The organism is Aureimonas ureilytica (assembly GCF_001475935.1).
Classification (GTDB): domain Bacteria; phylum Pseudomonadota; class Alphaproteobacteria; order Rhizobiales; family Rhizobiaceae; genus Aureimonas; species Aureimonas ureilytica_A.
Genome location: NZ_LDQA01000005.1, coordinates 1 through 18,468, shown reverse-complemented (window position 1 = coordinate 18,468; position 18,468 = coordinate 1). Strand labels below are relative to the sequence as shown.

The 18,468-nt window shown below is 63.7% G+C and carries 20 protein-coding genes; 14 read left to right on the top strand and 6 right to left on the bottom strand.

All coding sequences use genetic code 11. The annotated features are described in order from the left end of the window. Positions 1 to 475 precede the first annotated feature (475 nt). The 6 genes from NS365_RS01590 to NS365_RS01565 all read left to right on the top strand — a co-directional run bounded on the left by NS365_RS01590 (position 476) and on the right by NS365_RS01565 (position 6,901). Positions 476 to 1,462 carry a sugar phosphate isomerase/epimerase family protein gene (locus NS365_RS01590; RefSeq protein ID WP_058598533.1) on the top strand — a complete coding sequence of 329 codons (987 nt, stop codon included), beginning with the start codon at positions 476 to 478 and terminating at the stop codon, positions 1,460 to 1,462. 64 nt (positions 1,463 to 1,526) lie between these two features. Next, on the top strand, positions 1,527 to 2,582 hold the full coding sequence (locus tag NS365_RS01585) for a sugar ABC transporter substrate-binding protein (protein WP_058598532.1): 1,056 nt from the start codon (positions 1,527 to 1,529) through the stop codon (positions 2,580 to 2,582). A gap of 65 nt (positions 2,583 to 2,647) precedes the next feature. Continuing rightward, positions 2,648 to 4,183 carry a sugar ABC transporter ATP-binding protein gene (locus NS365_RS01580; RefSeq protein WP_058598531.1) on the top strand — a complete coding sequence of 512 codons (1,536 nt, stop codon included), beginning with the start codon at positions 2,648 to 2,650 and terminating at the stop codon, positions 4,181 to 4,183. A gap of 5 nt (positions 4,184 to 4,188) precedes the next feature. Further along, the gene (locus NS365_RS01575) at positions 4,189 to 5,163 is read left to right on the top strand and encodes an ABC transporter permease (RefSeq protein ID WP_058598530.1); all 975 of its coding nucleotides are present in this window, start codon (positions 4,189 to 4,191) and stop codon (positions 5,161 to 5,163) included. Further along, positions 5,160 to 6,029 carry a MurR/RpiR family transcriptional regulator gene (locus NS365_RS01570; protein ID WP_058598529.1) on the top strand — a complete coding sequence of 290 codons (870 nt, stop codon included), beginning with the start codon at positions 5,160 to 5,162 and terminating at the stop codon, positions 6,027 to 6,029. Before NS365_RS01575 ends, NS365_RS01570 begins: the two co-directional genes overlap by 4 nt. Continuing rightward, positions 6,026 to 6,901, top strand: coding sequence for a ribokinase (locus NS365_RS01565; protein ID WP_058598528.1), 876 nt, complete (start codon positions 6,026 to 6,028; stop codon positions 6,899 to 6,901). The genes NS365_RS01570 and NS365_RS01565 overlap by 4 nt, the downstream gene beginning before the upstream one ends. A gap of 272 nt (positions 6,902 to 7,173) precedes the next feature. On the opposite strand, the gene NS365_RS01560 is transcribed toward NS365_RS01565, so the two are convergent. Next, complete coding sequence (locus tag NS365_RS01560; protein WP_193752837.1) at positions 7,174 to 7,875, bottom strand: GntR family transcriptional regulator; 702 nt, start codon at positions 7,873 to 7,875, stop codon at positions 7,174 to 7,176. A 325-nt stretch (positions 7,876 to 8,200) separates the two neighbouring features. Here NS365_RS01560 and NS365_RS01555 point away from each other — a divergent pair, with 325 nt between their 5' ends. Further along, complete coding sequence (locus NS365_RS01555; RefSeq protein ID WP_058598526.1) at positions 8,201 to 9,067, top strand: isocitrate lyase/PEP mutase family protein; 867 nt, start codon at positions 8,201 to 8,203, stop codon at positions 9,065 to 9,067. Next, entirely contained in the window at positions 9,064 to 10,053 is a 990-nt protein-coding gene (locus NS365_RS01550; RefSeq protein ID WP_058598525.1) for a C-terminal binding protein, read from the top strand. Before NS365_RS01555 ends, NS365_RS01550 begins: the two co-directional genes overlap by 4 nt. Before the next feature lie 131 nt (positions 10,054 to 10,184). On the opposite strand, the gene NS365_RS01545 is transcribed toward NS365_RS01550, so the two are convergent. Then, the gene (locus NS365_RS01545; protein WP_058598524.1) at positions 10,185 to 11,018 is read right to left on the bottom strand and encodes a transporter substrate-binding domain-containing protein; all 834 of its coding nucleotides are present in this window, start codon (positions 11,016 to 11,018) and stop codon (positions 10,185 to 10,187) included. Positions 11,019 to 11,362: 344 nt separating this feature from the next. On the opposite strand from NS365_RS01545, the gene NS365_RS25280 reads away from it, so the two are divergent. The 5 genes from NS365_RS25280 (at position 11,363) to NS365_RS01525 (ending at position 15,333) form a co-directional block, all read left to right on the top strand. Next, positions 11,363 to 11,740: an IS3 family transposase gene (locus NS365_RS25280; RefSeq protein WP_153003609.1), complete on the top strand. Its 378-nt coding sequence runs from the start codon at positions 11,363 to 11,365 to the stop codon at positions 11,738 to 11,740. Continuing rightward, positions 11,727 to 11,909, top strand: coding sequence for a hypothetical protein (locus tag NS365_RS01540; RefSeq protein WP_058598523.1), 183 nt, complete (start codon positions 11,727 to 11,729; stop codon positions 11,907 to 11,909). Before NS365_RS25280 ends, NS365_RS01540 begins: the two co-directional genes overlap by 14 nt. A gap of 338 nt (positions 11,910 to 12,247) precedes the next feature. Further along, positions 12,248 to 13,456, top strand: a complete 1,209-nt coding sequence (gene repA, locus NS365_RS01535; protein ID WP_058598522.1) for a plasmid partitioning protein RepA — start codon at positions 12,248 to 12,250, stop codon at positions 13,454 to 13,456. A gap of 77 nt (positions 13,457 to 13,533) precedes the next feature. Then, complete coding sequence (repB, locus tag NS365_RS01530; protein ID WP_058598521.1) at positions 13,534 to 14,529, top strand: plasmid partitioning protein RepB; 996 nt, start codon at positions 13,534 to 13,536, stop codon at positions 14,527 to 14,529. Positions 14,530 to 14,964: 435 nt separating this feature from the next. Beyond that, positions 14,965 to 15,333, top strand: a complete 369-nt coding sequence (locus tag NS365_RS01525) for a helix-turn-helix domain-containing protein (protein WP_058598520.1) — start codon at positions 14,965 to 14,967, stop codon at positions 15,331 to 15,333. 26 nt (positions 15,334 to 15,359) lie between these two features. Here the strand turns inward: NS365_RS01525 and NS365_RS01520 are convergent, their stop codons facing one another. From NS365_RS01520 to NS365_RS01515, 3 genes are read right to left on the bottom strand one after another with little or no spacing between them, the layout of a single operon-like run. Further along, positions 15,360 to 15,734, bottom strand: coding sequence for a hypothetical protein (locus NS365_RS01520; protein ID WP_058598519.1), 375 nt, complete (start codon positions 15,732 to 15,734; stop codon positions 15,360 to 15,362). Beyond that, entirely contained in the window at positions 15,722 to 15,982 is a 261-nt protein-coding gene (locus NS365_RS23985; protein ID WP_153003608.1) for a hypothetical protein, read from the bottom strand. The genes NS365_RS01520 and NS365_RS23985 overlap by 13 nt, the downstream gene beginning before the upstream one ends. 3 nt (positions 15,983 to 15,985) lie before the next feature. Beyond that, on the bottom strand, positions 15,986 to 16,624 hold the full coding sequence (locus tag NS365_RS01515; protein WP_082684354.1) for a GNAT family N-acetyltransferase: 639 nt from the start codon (positions 16,622 to 16,624) through the stop codon (positions 15,986 to 15,988). Between the two features lie 89 nt (positions 16,625 to 16,713). On the opposite strand from NS365_RS01515, the gene NS365_RS01510 reads away from it, so the two are divergent. Further along, entirely contained in the window at positions 16,714 to 17,757 is a 1,044-nt protein-coding gene (locus tag NS365_RS01510) for a LysR family transcriptional regulator (protein ID WP_058598517.1), read from the top strand. Between the two features lie 313 nt (positions 17,758 to 18,070). Here NS365_RS01510 and NS365_RS01505 read toward each other — a convergent pair. Next, positions 18,071 to 18,468: transposase (locus NS365_RS01505; protein ID WP_430515408.1), on the bottom strand; the 398-nt coding region annotated here is incomplete at its 5' end.

Genomic DNA, 18,468 nt, shown 5'->3' with positions numbered 1-18,468 from the left:
ACCCGATCCTCGTTTTCTTCTGCGAGGGCACTGCCGACCGCTCCAGTTTGGCATCCGCGATCTAAGACCTGGTGTCGGCCGGAGAGCATGCGGGCCACGCAGCTGAACAGCTCTCGCTTCGCGACATGCACTTTCCGGACCTCGGATCGCGCATAGCGGCGATGGACAACACCTCCGCGATCTTCGCCTCGAACTGGGTGGGGCCTCGGATCAGCCCTTCCGGACCGCTTCGAACTGATGGGACCAATCGTCGCGAGCGCGGCGACGGCAGGCCCGGCCAACGCCTCTCCCCATATCGCCCCCTGCCCGGCTCCAATGCGCGCCCTGCGGCAAGGCTTGCCTCCCGGGTCGCTATCGGCAACGGAGACCATGCCCGTGCTGCCGGCGCCAACCGCATCCTCTGTCGCACAAGTAGACAGACCACTTGACGAATTTTTATGAATTCGTAAAGTGACACCAATCCAGCGGAGCTCTTATGACCCTTTCCCGATTCGCCACCCGCCTCAATTCCTTCGGCTCCGCGCCTCACCTCTTCTGGCCGGACCTTTCGGGCAAGCCGACCTTCATGCAGATGGCTGAACGTGCTGCAACTGCGAAGGGTTTGACGGATGTCGACCTGAACTTCCCCGACCATGTGACCGATGACGCCGCGACGGTCGGCCGCCGCATCAACGATCTTGGCCTGTCGGTCAACGGTCTGGCGATGCGCTACTACACCAACCCCGCCTTCAAGCTCGGCGCCTTCACAAATCCCGATAAATCCGTGAGGCGCGAAGCCATCGACATGACGAAGCGCGGCGTCGATGCCGCGCGTGCCATGGGTGCCGACCTGATGACGCTCTGGCTCGGCCAGGACGGGTTCGACTACAATTTCCAGCTCGACTATGCCGAGGCCTGGGATCTCGAGATCGACGGCATCCGCGAGGTCGCCGAGCATGACCCGGCCTGTCAGATCTCCATCGAGTACAAGCCGGACGAGCCTCGCGCTCACGCTTTGCTGCGCGACTGCGCGACGACGCTGCTCGCGATCCAGGATGTCGGTGCGCCCAACCTCGGCGTCACGCTCGATTTCGCCCATGCGCTTTATGCCGGCGAGCAGCCCGCCTATGCCGCGCACCTCATCCATCGCCGCTCCAAGCTCCTCGGCGTCCACCTCAACGACGGCTACGCCAAGCGCGACGACGGGCTGATGGTGGGCGCCGTCCACCTGCGCTCGACGCTGGAACTGCTGCGCCAGATCCGCCGCGACGGCTATGAGGGCGCGCTCTACTTCGACACCTTCCCCGACGCCTCGGGCCTCGACCCGGTGGCGGAGTGCGAAACCAATATCGAGACCGTGCACCGGCTTCTGTCCGTTGCCGACCGCCTCGACGCCGACAACCGGCTGGGCGAGGCGCAGAGCCGCCAGGACGGCGTCGCCAGCCAGAGCATCGTCAACGCGGCACTGATCGCCTCGGCCTGACGGACGAACCGCGCGCCGGGCCGCGAGATCTGCCCGGCCAGTTTCCAACGGGAGGAACCAACCGATGACCATTTCACTGAAGGCCCTCGTGGCCGGCTGCGCCCTGTCGCTCCTCGGCACCACCGCCTTCGCGCAGACGCTCGCCCCCCTCAACTCCGACACCGAGACCAACCGCATCGAGTGGTCGCAGCTCGACGCCAAGTTCGGCGCGGTGCCCGCAGCTCCCTCTGGCACGCGCGTCGGCGGCGTGTCCAAGACGCTCACCAACGAATACTGGCGCTCGCTGGGCGAGGGCTATCAGGACTATGCCAAGAAGGCGGGCGTCGAGGTCGTCTATCAGGCCGCCCAGAGCGAGGGTGACCAGCTCGGCCAGCTTTCCATCGCCGAGAACCTGATCAGCCAGGGCTTCTCCGCGCTTCTCCTCTCGCCGCAAACCGACAACAACCTTCAGCCCGCGCTGGAAAGCGCCGAGGCGCAGAACATCCCGGTCGTGAACGTCAACGACGCCGTGATCCCGGGCGCTCGCCACTATGTCGGCAACGTGCAGCGCGACAACGGCGTGCGGGTGGCCCAGTGGTTCCTGAAGAACCGCCCGCAGGGTGGCAAGGTCGCGGTGATCGAAGGTCAGGCGGGCGTCTTCGCCGCCGGCCAGCGCACCAAGGGCTTCTCGGAAACCATCGCCAAGGACGGCAAGTTCACCGTGGTCGCCAGCGTTCCCGGCAACTGGGACCGCCAGGTCGCCTATGACGCGGCCTCCACGATCCTCCAGCAGAACCCCGACCTCATCGGCATCTACGCCAACAATGACGGCATGGCGCTCGGCGTGGTCGAGGCCGTGAAGGCCGCCGGCCTCAAGGACAAGGTCGTGGTCTTCGGCACGGACGGCATCTCCGACGCCTATGCCTCGATCAAGGCCGGCGATCTCACCGGCACGGTGGATTCCTTCCCCGTCCTGACCGGCGAAGTCGCGATGGAAGTCGCCCTGCGCCTCGTCGGCAAGCAGGACCTGCCGCGCGTCGTCTCCACCCCGCAGGCGCTGATCACCAAGGACAATATCGACACGTTCGCGGTGAAGGGCGATGCCCTGCGCGCTGTGCTGATGAAGCAGTCCGCCAACTGATCGCCCGATCCGGGGCCGCGCCATCGCGGCCCCGACCCCTCACGACGTCTCCGGGAGGGAGCGCCATGACCACATTATCAGCTGAACGTCTGACCCTGACGGATATCAGCAAGAGTTTCGGAACATTGCGCGCGCTGGACGGCGTGTCGATGAGCGTCCGGCGCGGCTCGGTGCACGGGCTGCTCGGCGAGAACGGCGCGGGCAAGTCGACGCTCCTGCGCATCCTGTCCGGCGTGATGGATCCGACGGGCGGGACGATCTCCGTCGACGGTGTTCGCGTGACCGGTCACGGGCCGCTCGTCGCGCGGCGCGCCGGGATCGCGATGATCCACCAGGAACTCCAGCACGTTCCCGAGCTCTCCGTCGCTCAGAACATGTTTCTCGGCCGTCCCCTGCGCATGGCCGGCGGCTTCCTTGTCGACCGCCGGGCGCAGGAGAGCGCTGCGCGGCAAGCTCTCGCGCCCCTCGATGCCTCGATCGACCCGGCCGCGCCCATCCGCACCCTCAAGGTCGCCCAGCGCCAGATCGTCGAGATCGCGCGTGCGCTGATGGAGGATGCCAAGATCATCGCCATGGACGAGCCGACATCGAGCCTGACCCCGGCCGAGTTCGACCGTCTGGCCATTCTGATCCGAGACCTCTCGGCGAGCGGCGTCTCGATCATCTATGTCAGCCACAAGATGGACGAGGTGTTCCGCGTCTGCGACACGGCGACGATCCTGCGCGACGGACGCAAGGTCGCCGATGTCGCCATGGCCGAGACCACGGAAGCGGACGTCGTCTCACGCATGGTCGGGCGCGAGCTGGCCCATGCCGAGCACAAGGGCTTTGCGACCGACGACGTGGTGCTCGACGTGGAAAACCTGTCGCGCGGCGGGGCGGTGAAGGGCGCGAGCTTCCAGCTCAAGCGTGGAGAGGTGCTGGGCATTTCGGGTCTGGTCGGTGCCGGGCGCACCGAACTCCTGCGCCTCGTCGCGGGGGTCGATCGGCCGGACGCGGGATCGATCCGTGTCGAAGGTCGCTCTCTGGCGCTCGGCAATCCACGCACGGCCATCCGCGCCGGGCTCGGTCTCCTGCCCGAGGAGCGCAAGCGCGACGGCATCGTCGCGCGCCGCTCGATCCGCTCGAACATCGCGCTTTCCTCGATGAGACGCTTCTCGCGCGCCGGCTTCGTGCGCCGCCGAGCCCTCCATGCCGAGAGCCTCAAGCTGATGCAGGACATGAACCTGCGCCCGCTCGACGTCGAGCGGCCCATCGGCCAGTTCTCCGGCGGCAACCAGCAGAAGGCCATCATCGGTCGCTGGATCGCCGCGGGCGCCCGCATCCTTCTCTTCGACGAGCCGACACGCGGCATCGACGTCGGAGCGAAGGCCGAGATCTACGCCTTGATCGAGCGCCTCGCCGCCGAAGGACGATCGGTGATCGTCGTTTCCTCCGAGCTGCCCGAAATCCTGCGCGTTTCCGACCGTGTTCTGGTCATGCGCGAAGGCGCGGTTGCCGGCATCCTGGCGCGGGACGCGATCAGCGAGGAGGCGATCGTCGCCCTCGCCGTGCCGCAGTCGGCCCGCTCCTCCTCCCATTCCTCCCGTTCGGGGCAGTGACGCTCATGACCTCCACCGACAGCCTTCCCGCCGCCCCCAAGCGCGGCCTCAAGCTCGCCTTCGGCCTGCGCGACGCGGGCACACTCATCGGACTTCTCGTCATCGTCGGCGTCTTTGCCGCGCTCAGCCCCAATTTCCTGACCGAACGCAATATCCTGAACATCCTTCAGCAGTCCTCGATCAATGCCTGCGTGGCGCTCGGCATGACGCTCGTGATCATCTCGGGCGGCATCGACCTGTCGGTCGGCCCGACCGCCGCCATCGCGGCCGTCGCCGCCGCCGCCTTGATGGTCGGCGGCGCTCCGATCGTCATCGCCATTCCCGCCGCGATCCTGTTCGGCATGGCGGCGGGCGCGGTGAACGGAGCGCTCGTCGCCTATGGCGGGCTCCAGCCCTTCATCGTCACGCTCGGCACGCTCTCGCTCTACCGGGCCTCGGCCCTGATCTATACCGGCGGCAACCCGATCTTCGGCATTCCGCCCGCGTTCCGGGCGCTCTTCAACGGCGATATCCTGGGCGTCCCGACGCCCGTGGTTCTCGTCGCCATCCTGGCGCTGATCGTCTGGGTCGTCCTCAACAAGACCCCGCTCGGCGAGTATTTCCTGGCGGTCGGTGGCAACGAAGAGGCCTCGCACATCGCCGGCGTGCCGGTCGCTATGACCAAGATTGCGGCCTATGTCATCTCCGGTGGCCTTGCCTCCATCGCCGGCCTGATCCTCGTCGGACGCCTCGGCGCGGCCGACCCGACGCTCGGCAATCTCTGGGAACTCGACGCGATCGCGGCGGCCGCGATCGGCGGTGCCTCGTTGATGGGCGGCAAGGGCTCGGTGGTCGGCACCATCCTCGGCGCCATCATCCTGGGGAGCTTGCGCAACGGGCTGACGCTTCTCAATGTCCAGGCGTTCTATCAACTCCTCGCCACCGGCCTTATCATCCTCGTCGCCATGCTGATCGACCGCGCGACCAGGGGACGGGGATGAATATGAGTTTCAGCGATCCGAGGACCATCGGTCCCCGGATCCGCATGATGATGCCGCAACTGACGCCGCTCGAAGGCCGGGTGGTCGAGATGATCCTCGGCCGCCGGGACTTCGACGAGACCACCGCCCTCAAGAGCGTGGCCGAGGACGCGGGCGTCTCGGAGGCGATGCTGGTGAAGATCGCCAAGAAGCTCGGCTTCTCCGGCTTCAAGGACTTTCGGGCCGGCATTGCCGACTATAATCGCCTGCCCACCGCCGATCTGCATCAGGAACTGTCGCCCGACGACAGCGGGGCCCAGATCGCGCAGAAGGTCTTTCGCACCTCCATCCATGCGCTGGAGGAAACGCTCTCCATCCTCGACCCCGAAGCCTTCGAGCGCGCCGCAGATCTCATCTTCGCCGCCCGGCAGCGCGACCTCTACGGGATCGGTGGCTCGGCCCAGATCGCCCGCGACGTGGCCCACAAATTCCTGCGCATCGGCGTGCGCACCAGTGTCTTCGACGACGCGCATATGATGCTGATGTCGGCGGCGCTCCTGACGGAAGGCGATGTCGCCATCGCCTTTTCGCATTCTGGCCAGACCACGGCGGTCCTCGAACCGCTGGAACTGGCCCGCAAGCGCGGGGCGCGCACGATCGCGCTCACCAACTACGCGACATCGCCGATCGCCGAGATCGCCGACGTCGTCCTCTGCTCGACGGCGCAGGGCTCGCCGCTTCTGGGCGAGAACGCGGCCGCCCGCGTCGCCCAGCTCATCATTCTCGACGCCGTCTTCGCAGCTGTCGCCCAGCGCGACCTCAAGGCGGCGGAACGCAACCTCGCGGCCACAATGGGGGCCGTCAAAACCAAGCGACGAAACACATGAGCACTCCCGCCAAACCCGTGATCGTGGTCGTCGGCAGCTTGCACTACGACATCATGGTCGACGCGCCGGACAGGCCGCGCAAGGGCGAGACGGTGACCGGCCACGCCTGGGCGCCGAAGTTCGGCGGCAAGGGCGGCAACCAGGCTGCGAGCGCGTCCAAGGCGGGCGCCGAAGTCCGCATGGCGGGCGCCGTGGGCGACGACGAATTCGGCCGCTTCCTTCTGGCCGCGCTGGGTAACTCGGACGTCGACGCCACACGTGTCGCCACCCTGCCCGGTATCGGCTCGGGCATGAGCGTTGCCATCTCGGATTCCGAAGGCGATTACGGCGCGGTGATCGTGTCGGGCGCCAATCTGAAGATCGACACCGCTTCGCTCTCGAAGGCGGATCTCTGGAAAGACGCCAAGGCCCTGATCCTCCAGAACGAGGTGCCGGACGCCGTCAATCTTGCCGCCGCCCAAGCCGCGCGCGAAGCGGGAGCGATCGTCTGCCTCAACGCGGCCCCTTTCCGGGCACTCCCAGGCGAGCTTGCCGCGCTGGTGGACGTGCTGATCGTCAACGCGATCGAGGCCGAGGAGCTTTGCGGACGCCCCGTCACCGACCTAGCGTCTGCGACCGCCGCGGCTCAGGAGCTTGCGACACGCTTTCCCGGCGTGGTCGTCACGGCCGGAGGGGCAGGTGTCGCGGGCGTTCGGTCCGGCGATGCGCCCGTTGCGCTCGAAGCCCTACCCGTGCGTCTCGTGAGCACGCACGGAGCCGGAGACGCCTTTGTCGGCGCCCTCGTCCGCTCTCTCGCCGCCGGCGCATCCTTCGCCGAAAGTCTTTCGAGAGCCAACGAAGCGGCAGCCCGGCACGTTTCCGCCCGGTCATGATGGTCGCGGACCATCGCTGCTCACTTGGCCGTGAGCGGCAGCACCGGCTGCGGCTCAAGGTGCGTGGTCGAGGCGCTTAGGGTGATGAGGGATTAAGGGAGCCGACCGATGGCTCGCGTTGCGCTGGTGAAACCCGGGCGCTGGAGGGTCGAGCGCTCGGTTGCTGGGCTCAACCCGCTCCGACGCCTCGCCATTCGCGACAAGCGGCCCGTCGATACCCATCGGGCTTTTCGGCACGCTCGGTGCGGACTCCTCCGCAGCAGGCGGATTTGTTAGGCGCTGCCTGCTCGCCCGCCTCCCCTCGCCTCCCGGCGTCCCTTCAACGTCGCGGCGAAGACGTCCTCCGTGCGGTCGATATGCGCGCCCAGAAGCTCGCATAAGGCATCCGGCTGGTTGTCGGTCGCCATGGCCAGGAACCGCTCGTGCTCGCCGAAGGAGATCCGGCGCAGATCGTGGGCCGGCGAGGTCAGGGTCGTGCGCAGGGCCGCAATCTGGCCGGAAACGAGATCATAGGCGTCCCGGATATAGGGATTGCCCGAGTGGTTGACGAAGCATTGGTGAAGGCTTGAATCGAGGCGGCCATAGGCGACGACGTCGCCGTCGGCGAGCGCATCCCTCATCCGGGCGACGATCATCTGAAGGTCCTTGACCAGAGCGTTGCGCGCGTGTCCGAGCGCCAGACGGATCGCCCCCATCTCCAGCATCTTCCGAAATCGGCAAACGTCGATGACGTCCTGCGGAACGGGGTCGAAGACGAAGGTGCCGCGCTTGGGCTGAATGGATACCAGCCCCTGGAGCTGCAGCCGGATCATCGCGTCTCGAACCGGCGTGCGGCTGACACCGAGGCTCTCGGCGAGGCGCTCCTCCGAGATCTGTTCGCCCAAGGCGAAATCTCCGTCGATGATGGCTTGGCGCACACGCTCCACGACGAGCTGGGCGAGCAGTTTCGGCTGCTTGATCTTCAAGGATTTCAAAAGAGGAGCCCACCTGCCCGGAGCCACGCGATGCCGAATGTTCCCATGTATGCAGAACACGGCGACCGCTATCACCACGGTGCCGGGCGATCAACGCGTCATGCGGATGCGCCGTTGACGTGGCAGCCTTTGCCTGACACACAATGATGTATACCGTACACTAATGTGAATGGTCCGCAGCGCTCGGAGCTGCCATCGAAAAGGGGAGCTCCGCGGATGGAGCCGAACGACATCCGGCACGGGCCGCACCTCGAAACGTGGCGCCATCACGGCTTCGGGCCGAGGGCGTCGGTCCACCTCAAGTTTGAAACGAGCTAAGGGCGCCATGTCGCAAGCCGCACATCTTCGCAAACTCCTGGAATCCGGCCGGATCGTCGCCGCGCCCGGTGCCCCGGACAGCATCACGGCTCGCCTCGTCGAGAGAGCGGGCTTTCCGGCGGTCTACATGACCGGCTTCGGCGCCACGGCGAGCCGGCTGGGCACACCTGACATCGGGCTTCTCACCCAGACCGAGATGACCGAGCATGCCCGCAACATGGTGCGCGTGACCTCGATCCCGGTGATCGCCGATGCCGACACGGGCTATGGCGGCCCGTCCAACATCCATCGCACCGTTCTCGAATACATGCAGGCCGGTGTCGCCGCGATCCATCTGGAGGATCAGGTGGCCCCCAAGCGCTGCGGCCAGCAGGCCGGTATCCGGCTCATGAGCGTCGAGGAAAGCGCGGCGCGGCTGCGTTGCGCGATCGAAGCGCGGGGCGCGGGCGATCTCGTCATCATCGGCCGCACAGACGCGATCGGCGCCTTCGGCCCCGAGGAGGCGATCCGCCGCGCCCATGCCTACCAGGACGCCGGCGTCGACCTCGTCTTCGTGGACGGCATCAAGAAGATTGCCGAGGTCGAGGCGGTCGCCAAGGCCGTGAAGGGTCCGAAGGTCGTCTCCATCGTCGACGGAAACGAGACGGTCGCGCTCAAGGCGTCCGATCTGGAGGAGATGGGCTTTTCCGTCGTGCTCTACGCCGTCACCACGCTCTTCTCGGCCACCCGCGCCGTGGCGGACGCGCTCGACCGCCTGAAGGCTGATGGCACGCCCGCCCATGTCGGACGCCAGCACAGCTACGCCGAGTTCACCGACATCGTCGACCTGCCGTTCCACAGCGGCCTCGACGACCGATACGGAGTTGCGAAATGAAGCCCAAGATCGTCGTCACGGATTACGAGTTCCCCGATCTCGCACCGGAAATCGCGGTGGTCGAAGCGGCCGGTTTCGAACTTACGCCGCGCCAGTGTCGCAGCGAGGCCGAGCTGATCGAAGCCTGCCGGGATGCCGACGCCGTCATCAACCAGTATGCCCAGATCACCGGACGCGTCGTCGACGCCCTGGAGCGCTGCCGCGTCATCTCCCGCTACGGGATCGGGCTCAACACGATCGACGTGGAGGCCGCCACGCGGCGGGGGATCTTCATCGGCAACGTGCCCGATGGATCGCTGGAAGAAGTGTCCGACCACGCCATCGCGATGATCATGGGTCTGGCTCGTGGTCTTCGCCTGCATGACGCGGCCATCCGCTCGGGGCGCTGGGACTATACGGTCGTGAAGCCGCTCTATCGCCTGCGCGGTCGCACGCTCGGCCTCCTCAGCTTTGGCGCGATCCCGCAGCGCGTGGCCCGGAAGATGTCCGGCTTCGGTCTGCGCATCATCGCCTGCGACCCTTATGCCGACGCCGAAAAGGCGCGGGCCGCCGGGGTCGAGATGGTAGATAAGGCGACGCTGCTTCGCGAAGCCGACATTCTCTCGGTTCATGTGCCGCTGACTCCGGAGACCCACCATGCGATCGGGCGCGCCGAGCTGGCGGCGATGAAGCCGACGGCCCTTCTCGTCAATACGGCGCGCGGCCCGGTGATCGACGAGGCCGCGCTGATCGAAGCGCTGTCTGCGGGCGGGATCGCGGGCGCGGGTCTCGACGTCTTCGAATCCGAGCCGATCGGGGCCGACCATGCCCTCGCAGCGATGCCCAACGTCATCCTGACGCCGCATGCTGCCTGGTACTCTGAGGATTCCGAGGTAGAGATCCGCTCCAAAACGGCGCAGAACGTGGTGGACGTTCTTCAGGGCCGGCACCCTACTTATCTGGCGAACCCCAAGGTGCTCGACATCGCTCGGGCCAAGGCGTCCTGACATTACCACAAGGCCCGCAAACCACCCGCCGTCACGAGACCCATAGGGGGTGACGACGGGTTGTTTGCGGGCCGAACCTTCTTTCTTTCAACCGAAGGATGGCCATGGCGGATACCGCCATGGCCGAGCGTTCAAGGAGCCTCGAAGGGCACGCCCTCGATTGCGTCCGGGAATTTCGGAGCGTCCCGGTGCAGCCACTTCTGGTAGATCGCCGCATATTCCGGAGTTGGGATGAACCCCTTGAGAAAGGTGTTCAAGGCACCGTTCCAGTCCTTCTCGCCGAGACGTGAACCGGCACCGTTGAAAAAGACCTGAAGCTTCAGTTTCTCCTCGAAGGCACCGGGACGGGCGTTGTCCAGGCGGCCGACATAGAACTGGTTGCCGCCGACCGCATCGACCTGGCCCGACAGGAGCGCCTGGATGTTGGCGGCGTCGTCGTCGAAGCGAAGGATCTGGGTTCCGGCGGGCGCCATTTTCGTGGTCGCGGTGTCCACCACCGACGAGCGCGGCACCCCGACCTTGAGGCCAGCCAGATCGTCCATCGACTTGATCGGGCGATCCTTCGGCGCGACCAGCGCATTGTCGTTGCCGGCATAGGGGACGGAATACTGGATCGCCTTCGCCCGCTCGGCATTCATCACCAGCGTCGAAAAGAGAACATCGACCTTGCCCGTGGTCAGAGCCGGAATGCGGTTGGCGATCGCCAGCGGCACGAATTTCGCCTCGACACCCAGGGATTTGACGAAGGCCTTCGCCACGTCGGCGTCAAAGCCCTGCTGCTGCCCGGTGGAGTCGATGAAGCCCCAAGGCGGATTGTCGCCTTGAATGCCGATCACCACCTGCTTCTGCTCGAGGGCCTCCTTGAGCGACGCGGCGTGCGCCTGAACGCCGCCCATCAGCGTCGCTGCCACGACGGCGACCGACAGGACGCGTCCGAACAGGGTCTCTTTAACTCGAATTGCCATTCGCATCCTCCCGAAGCGACTTGAAAACGCGAGGTCGGCATGGGCTTGCGCCATGCGGGACATCCACGGTCGGTGAAAGCTTAATCCGACACCGCCGCACTCCGTGTCGGGCGCATGGGTGCGAACTCGGTTTTCAGGGCATCTCGATCATTTGAAAGAGCCACCACGACGATAACTAGCGTACTGTATACATGATGACTGTCAAGCTTTGCCCGCTAATAGCTCTGCTTTGTGGGCGTCTGCGTGGCCTACTGCCGGTTCTGTGGACAACGAGACGGTGTTTCTGGAAATGGAGAGTGTGAAGGCATCGACGCAAGTTCAGCCGCGGGTTCAAGCTTGAGGCGGTGGGGTTGGTGCGAGAGCGCGACATTCTCAAAAAGCCGTCGCCGACTTTGCCAGGAAGTCGATGTGATGGTCGGGTTCGTTGCGAAGCACCGAGGGATCTGGGGCTCTCTTGGCTCTGCGAAGCGCTCGGTGTTTGGCGCAGCGGCGTTCATGTCTGGCTCGTTCGTGCCATCGGTGCTTGCGACCGCAGCAATGGAGCCTTCGATGCCAGGATTCGGGAGAGCTTCCTTTCAAGCAATGGGAGCTATGCCGCGCGCCGGTTCTGGCACGATCATTTAGCTGGAGCTCTTCCCTTCAGTCTGCATCGGATCGAGCGGCTGATGAGGCTGGATGGACTGATGGCACGACCGCGGCGATGCGGTCGTGCCCCAGGATGACGGCGTGCGCTCGGTCAGTGTGGACGATGTGCTGGATCGCCAGTTCACCGCCGACAGGTTAAACCAGATGGGGAACGCCGAAGTCACTTGCATCCGGATCGCCAAAGGTCGGCTCGACACCACGGCCATCATCGACCTCCTCTCCAGGCAGGTGGTCGGCGGGTCATGAACAGCGCCATGACGGCCCAACTCGTCGCCGATGCCTTGATGATGGCGATCTGGCGGCGCGGCGCGACCCGCTACAACTGATGCGCCACACCTTCTTCTCAGCCATCTGCATCGCAGCAACCGTCATCTTTTGGTTCTGATCAATGAGCCTTGAGCTTAGACGCTCTGAACAGGCAAACTACTGAGATTACTCCGGAAAACATGCTTGATTTATCAGCTGGGGCGAAACCTCGTTGAAAGGCGAGGTGCGTGTCACCTTGCACACTGTTGGATATATCCATACCAATAGCGCTTCTACGTCGAATTTGGCGCAGAAAGCGTTATTTAGAAGAGATCGCCATGCAATCTGTACCCCCTTCGATCGCGATGATGCGTGATTTCGACGAGGAAATCCTTCGGCAAGGGGAACTGATCTCGGACAAACTCAACCTGTTGCGGATGGAGCAGTATCCGCCCAATGCCGAAAAAGGCTTGAGGCTCTACTCCATGGCGGAGGTCGCAGATTTTCTGGGCGTGACGCAGAACCACATCAAGAAGCTGCACCTTGATGGAAAGGGGCCAAAGCCTCTGGTCTCGCCGTCTGGGCGTCGGTCGTACTCAGCCGAACAAATGCTCGAGCTTCGATCCTTTCTCGACAAGCATGGACGAGGTGATCTCAAACGCTACGTGCCCCACCGACGCGACGGAGATGCATTGCAAGTCATCTCGGTGGTCAACTTTAAGGGTGGCAGTGGAAAGACCACGACCGCCGCGCATCTGGCGCAGTATCTCGCTTTAACGGGCCATCGCGTCCTTGCTATCGATCTCGATCCGCAGGCGTCACTGACGGCACTGCATGGCATTCAGCCGGAGTTGGATAAGAACCCCTCCTTATTCGATGCCATTCGGTATGATGAGGATCGGTGTTCCATCGCCGATGTCATCAAGCCCACCAACTTTCCGGGATTGGATATCATTCCTGCGAATTTGGAGCTGCAGGAATACGAGTACGAAACACCGATCGCAGCTTCCAACAAGAGCAGTAAGGAAGGTCGTCTCTTTTTCACGCGCATCAGCCAAGCGCTGAAAGAGGTCGATGCACGATACGATGTGGTGGTGATCGATTGCCCGCCACAGCTCGGGTATCTGACACTGACGGCGCTCGCCGCTTCGACGTCCGTCCTGATCACCGTCCATCCTCAGATGCTGGATATCATGTCGATGAGCCAGTTCCTTCTGATGCTCGGGGGCATTCTGCACTCCATCAAAGGTGCAGGTGCCCGAATTCAGTTGAACTGGTTTCGTTATCTCGTCACCCGATATGAACCGACAGACGGACCCCAAGCACAGATGGTGGGATTCATGCAGGCCATGTTCGGCCGCTTCCTTCTGTCAGCTCCCATGCTGAAGTCGACGGCCATATCCGACGCGGGGATTACCAAGCAAACTCTCTACGAGGTCGAAAGAGGTCAGTTCACGCGCACGACCTACGACCGCGCCATCGAGTCGCTGAATTCGGTGAATGGGGAAATCGCCGACTTGATCCACAAGGCTTGGGGACGCAAATGACCCCAAAATTGACAGCCGTGCAAATCGTCAAAAAGGCGAAATAAAACAGATGTTTCGTACGAATTCGGGTCGCTCGAATGGCTAGAAAGAACTTACTCGGGAGTTTGATCGGAGATCGATCGGACGAGGGGGAGGCCCGCCCCACTTCCGAAGCGCGTGCGCAGTATGCTCGGCGTGGCGCCACACGGTCCATGATGCAGACCCTGGATGAAATGGCTGAAGACTCCATGCTCGTCATGGAAGGGAGCGTCATCGTCGATCTGGATCCTCACGCACTGGATGCCTCACCTTATGCCGATCGGATCGGTGACGACGAGGAAGACTTTCAGGCCTTGCTGGGAGCCATTCGCGAGAGCGGTCAGCACTCGCCAATTCTAGTCCGCCCTCATCCGGTCGAGCCGCAAAGGTATGTCATCGTCTATGGGCATCGGCGCGCGAAAGTTGCGAGAGCTCTGGGGATTTCGGTTCGAGCGATCGTCAAACCATTGGAGGATATCGCTCACGTCATCGCCCAAGGGCAGGAGAACTCCGCACGTGCCGACCTCAGTTTCGTCGAGAAGGCTCTTTTCGCCCGTAAGCTTCTCCGAGCCGGTATCGGAAAAGACGACGTGAAAAAGGCGCTGACGATCGATGATACGCTCTTGTCGCGAATGTTGGGCATCGCGGAAAGCGTACCCGAAGCCGTGCTGGAAGCTGTTGGTGCCGCCAAGGGGGTTGGACGCGACCGATGGGAGGCGATGAAGAAGGCGTTGCAGAACCCCAGAAAGGCGGCGTCCGTGATGGAGTTTCTAGGATCCGGGACGCTGTCTGACACGCCACCGGATCAGCGCTTCAACGTCCTTCTGGAACAAGCCACCAAAGCGAAAGCCCGGCATCCGGCTTCTGCGAGGTTGAAGAGCAAAACCTGGACGCTTGCGGGAAGCGCCGTGAAGGTCGGTACGAAGGATTCGGGCCGCGCTTTCACAATGGCTATCAAAGCCAAGGAGGCATCGGCCTTCGGGGAATACATCTCTGAAAACCTCGATCGTCTCTACGAGGATTTCCGCAAGACGTATGACAGGCCCGCAAGCTGACGATCGACGTGACCGGCTCAAGCGTCGGCAAGAACTCGCCTTGTTCCCCGCCCGGCAAAGGGCAGATCTCAGCTGGGGCGGATGGTCGATACGTGTCTTCGTTCCGAAGGCTTTCATCGACCCGGATGCCAGGAAGGGTGACGGCCCGTCGGCGGCACAACGCGGCGGGGGGCGTCTTGTGCTGGGCCGCTGGGTCAGGTTCGCGGCCCCGCCCCTGCGCGAGGCCCGATACGAACGCGAGTTGGGAGCAAGATGGTCCCCTCGACCATGCACATGCCCCGTCATCCGCCGGACCCTGTCCCGTCTTTCGTGCGCGATGACACTTTTTCTTGAGTTTCACCCCGCGTGGGATATCGCCGCCGTGCGACAAGGCCGCCTTGAGCGGTCGTGCTCGTCGGCTTATAGCTGCTTTCGGTCGGAACACGGGATTCTTCGATGGTAGGTGTGCCGAAGGAGCAACCGGATAACGTTGACGTTCGGGTCGGCATGCAGATCCGTCTGATCCGCAAGGAAAGGGGGATGTCGCTGGACATGCTGGCGTCCCAAATCGGAGTCACCTACCAACAGGTTCAGAAGTACGAGAGCGGGACGAACCGCGTTTCCGCCTCCACACTTGCTCGGATCGCGAACGCGCTGAATGTTCGGATCGGAGATTTCTTCCTCGAAGAGGAAAGCGTGTCGGAGACCAGCTTTCCGATGCCCGATCATCAATGCATCATGATCGCGCGGAAGATCGGGTCTCTCGATCCCGATCTTCGGCGGTCCCTGGCGGATCTTGTCGAGGCTTTGGCCAGGAAGGCCTGAGTCCGCGAGCGGATTCAGGCCTTGGTTCAGCTCGTACCGATCGTCTCGATCCGCTCGCCATTCAGGATTTGAACGGCCATCGTCACCCAGAAATGCGGCCCCGTCCCCGGCATCAGGTCCTGCAAAGCGAAGGTGAGAGCAAGAACAGGGGACGGACCTGACCCGACCTGCACGACAGGGTTTGGCCTTCGTCCCTTTCTGAGAGGGTCGAGGGTGGTGACCGCAAGTTCCAGCAAAGAGCCCGCCTGTTCGGAACATCGTTGCGTGTCGAGCAACAAGTCCGCGAGATAAGCGGCCAGCAATTGCTGCTCGGTCGGCTCTGCGAGGGGTATTTCCAGATCGGCCCTTTGTGTCGTCTTCAAGCGGAGTGGATCGAAGCGGGCCGATTTCATCTTCGGCATGGCGGGCTCGCGTCTCGTTCCAGGAGCGAAACACGAAGCTTGAGCTGAAGCAGGTCTTCGAGCGAGCCCGACCCTTTGCCGGACGAACTGGTTCCTCTCTCTTTTCCGTGCCAGACCATCGCCAATTCCAAAAGCGACAAATCGAGAAGCCGAGTGACGAAAGGCAGGGTCATACTGCTTGCCAGCTCCCGGCCTCGCGTCAGATGCCGGGCCAACTCGGTCAGCCCGCGCTCTTCTTCTGCGTTCATGGCTCAGCTCGCCAAGGTGCTGGCGCGCTCAAGCGCGCAGGGCTGGTTCCACGATCCTTCAGGGCGAATGGTGCGGATCGGATCGTCGCCGAGCCTCACGGCATCGTCGAAGGGCTCGATATCTTCGATCATCTCGACGAGCGGCCAGCTTGCCAATTCGAAGGGCGCGCCATTGTCGCGGACCTTGAAGCCGAAATGCAGCCAGAAGCTGAGATACTCTTCGCTGGCATGGCCATAGAGCTTGCGATAGCCCTTGGCCCGGCAAAGATCGACGGCGGCGCGAACCAGTTCGAAAGCGAGGCGAGACTTGCGAAACTCTCGGCGCACCGCCAAGCGCTCCATTTTGGCGAAATCACCGAAGAAGCGGATACGGATGCAGCCGGCGGGCTCCCCCCGGACGCTCGCAAGCAGATGCGTTGCGGCAAAGTCGTTGCCGTCGAACTGCTGGTCGTAGGCGAAGGCCTTCTCGCCCATATAGACGGCGGCGCGCACGACGGCCATCTTCACGAAATCATCCATGCTATGCACCACCACGAGGCCCGTGCCATTGGCGTCGAGACCCTTCTCGTAGCGGCGGGGCTTACGGTCGGGGGGAACTTGCATCGAGACGGTTGGCTGGGTGGGGGAGGGCGCAGAACTCATCTTGTTCTCTCCGCTGGATTGTGGAGAGGATCGTTACGTAACGATCGGCAGCGCCGATGCAGCAAAGTTTGCGACGGGGCGTTCGCCAGATGGAACACCATCTCCACAACCTGGACTGGGACGCGGTGAAGGTCATTCTGGCCGTTGCCGATCGCCAGAGCTTCCGCCAAGCCGCGCAGGACCTCGGGCGGAGCGTCAACAAGCTGCGCAGCGCGGTGGACCGGCTCGAGGATCAGTTCGGCTTCTCACTGTTCCACCGTCATGTCGACGGAGCGAAGCTGACCGTGGAGGGCAGGCGCGTCGTCAGCGCCGCCAGGCAGGTGGAACGCTCGATGGTGGATATGATGCGTGTCGCCCATTCCGCCGCCGATACGATGAAAGGTCCGGTGCGCCTGGCCGTCACGGAGGGCATCGGGACATTCTGGCTCGTGCCACAACTCGTGGATTTCCTCGCCGGGCCTGGGCGAGACATTCAGGTGACGCTGCAATGCGCGCTTCAGGCGGTGGACGTCTTGAGGCTCGAAGCCGACATCTCGATCCAGACCGTCGAGCCATCGGATTTCGACGTGGTGAAGCGCCGGATCGGACGGGTTCACATGACGCTATTCGCAGGACGAGCCTATGCCGAGCGCCATGGTCTGCCGACGAGCCTGGAGGATCTTGCGAGCCATCGGATCATCGAGCAGGAGATGGATCAGTTCGCCGGCTACGGGCTGGATCAAATCTATACGCCGGAGATAGCGGAACGCCTCGTGGCCCTGCGCACGAACTTTGCGAGCGCTCATTACTGGGCGATCGCAAAAGGCGCGGGGATCGGAATGCTGCCAAACTACGCCGCCGCCATCGGTGGCGATCTCGTTCCTCTCGATCTCGGATTGCGGATTCCGGTCGATCTCTGGCTCGCCGTTCACCCGGAAATGGTCAAGACCGCACGTCATCGAGCGGTGGTCGAATGGCTGAACGGTTGTTTCGACGCCCAAGCCTATCCATGGTTCGGCGAGCACTTCATGTCGCCGAGCGACATCGCTTCCTTCCTGACGGTCTCGCCAAGACTGGCCAGCTACTTTTCCGGGTTCACACCGATCGCTTCCTGGGCGGATAGACCTCGCATCACGGACGAAGGGGCGACGTGAGCGAGGTCTTGGGCTAGGGGCCTCTTCTCTATTCGGCGTGTTGAGGTCAAGCGCTCCGAGCTGATGTCTCGTCCTGGCTGATGCGTGATCCCTTGCGGATCATGCTTCTCTTCGGGATCGACCCGGGTGGGCCCTCCCATGATGGGATCGGAATGAGCGAGGCAGCTCGATCTGTTGCGCGTCCTGACCGTGCCAGTGGTACGATCGGCTCAAGAGCCCTAGCGAGCTTGCCTCGTTCCCCGTCCCGCAAGGGACACGTCTCCGCCAGGGCGGATCTTTCAATGATCGGTCTGTTCCCGAAGGCTTGCCTCCTTCAGAGCCTGCTCATGCCGTTGCCCGTGTCCATTGGAACTCGGCTTCCGTCCACCCAGATGCGGTGAAGAATGACGGCCAGGCGCCGGGACAGCGCGACGATGGCCCGTTTCATGCCGCGCCGCTTGGCCAGGTTCACCGCCCAGGCCTTCAGCCAGGACCATGTGCGAACACGGGTCAGAAGCACGGTGGCCGCCTCGAACAGAAGGCCGCGCATCATCGCGTCGCCGCAGCGCGAGATGCGCCCGATCCGCTCCGTTTCCCCGGACTGGGAGAGCCGGGGCACCAGCCCCAGAGCGGGCCCGACGGCCTTCGAGTTCGAGAACCGGCCGGGATCGTCGATCGTGGCGACAAAGGCCAGCGACACCACCGGGCCGACCCCGGGAACGCTCATCAGCC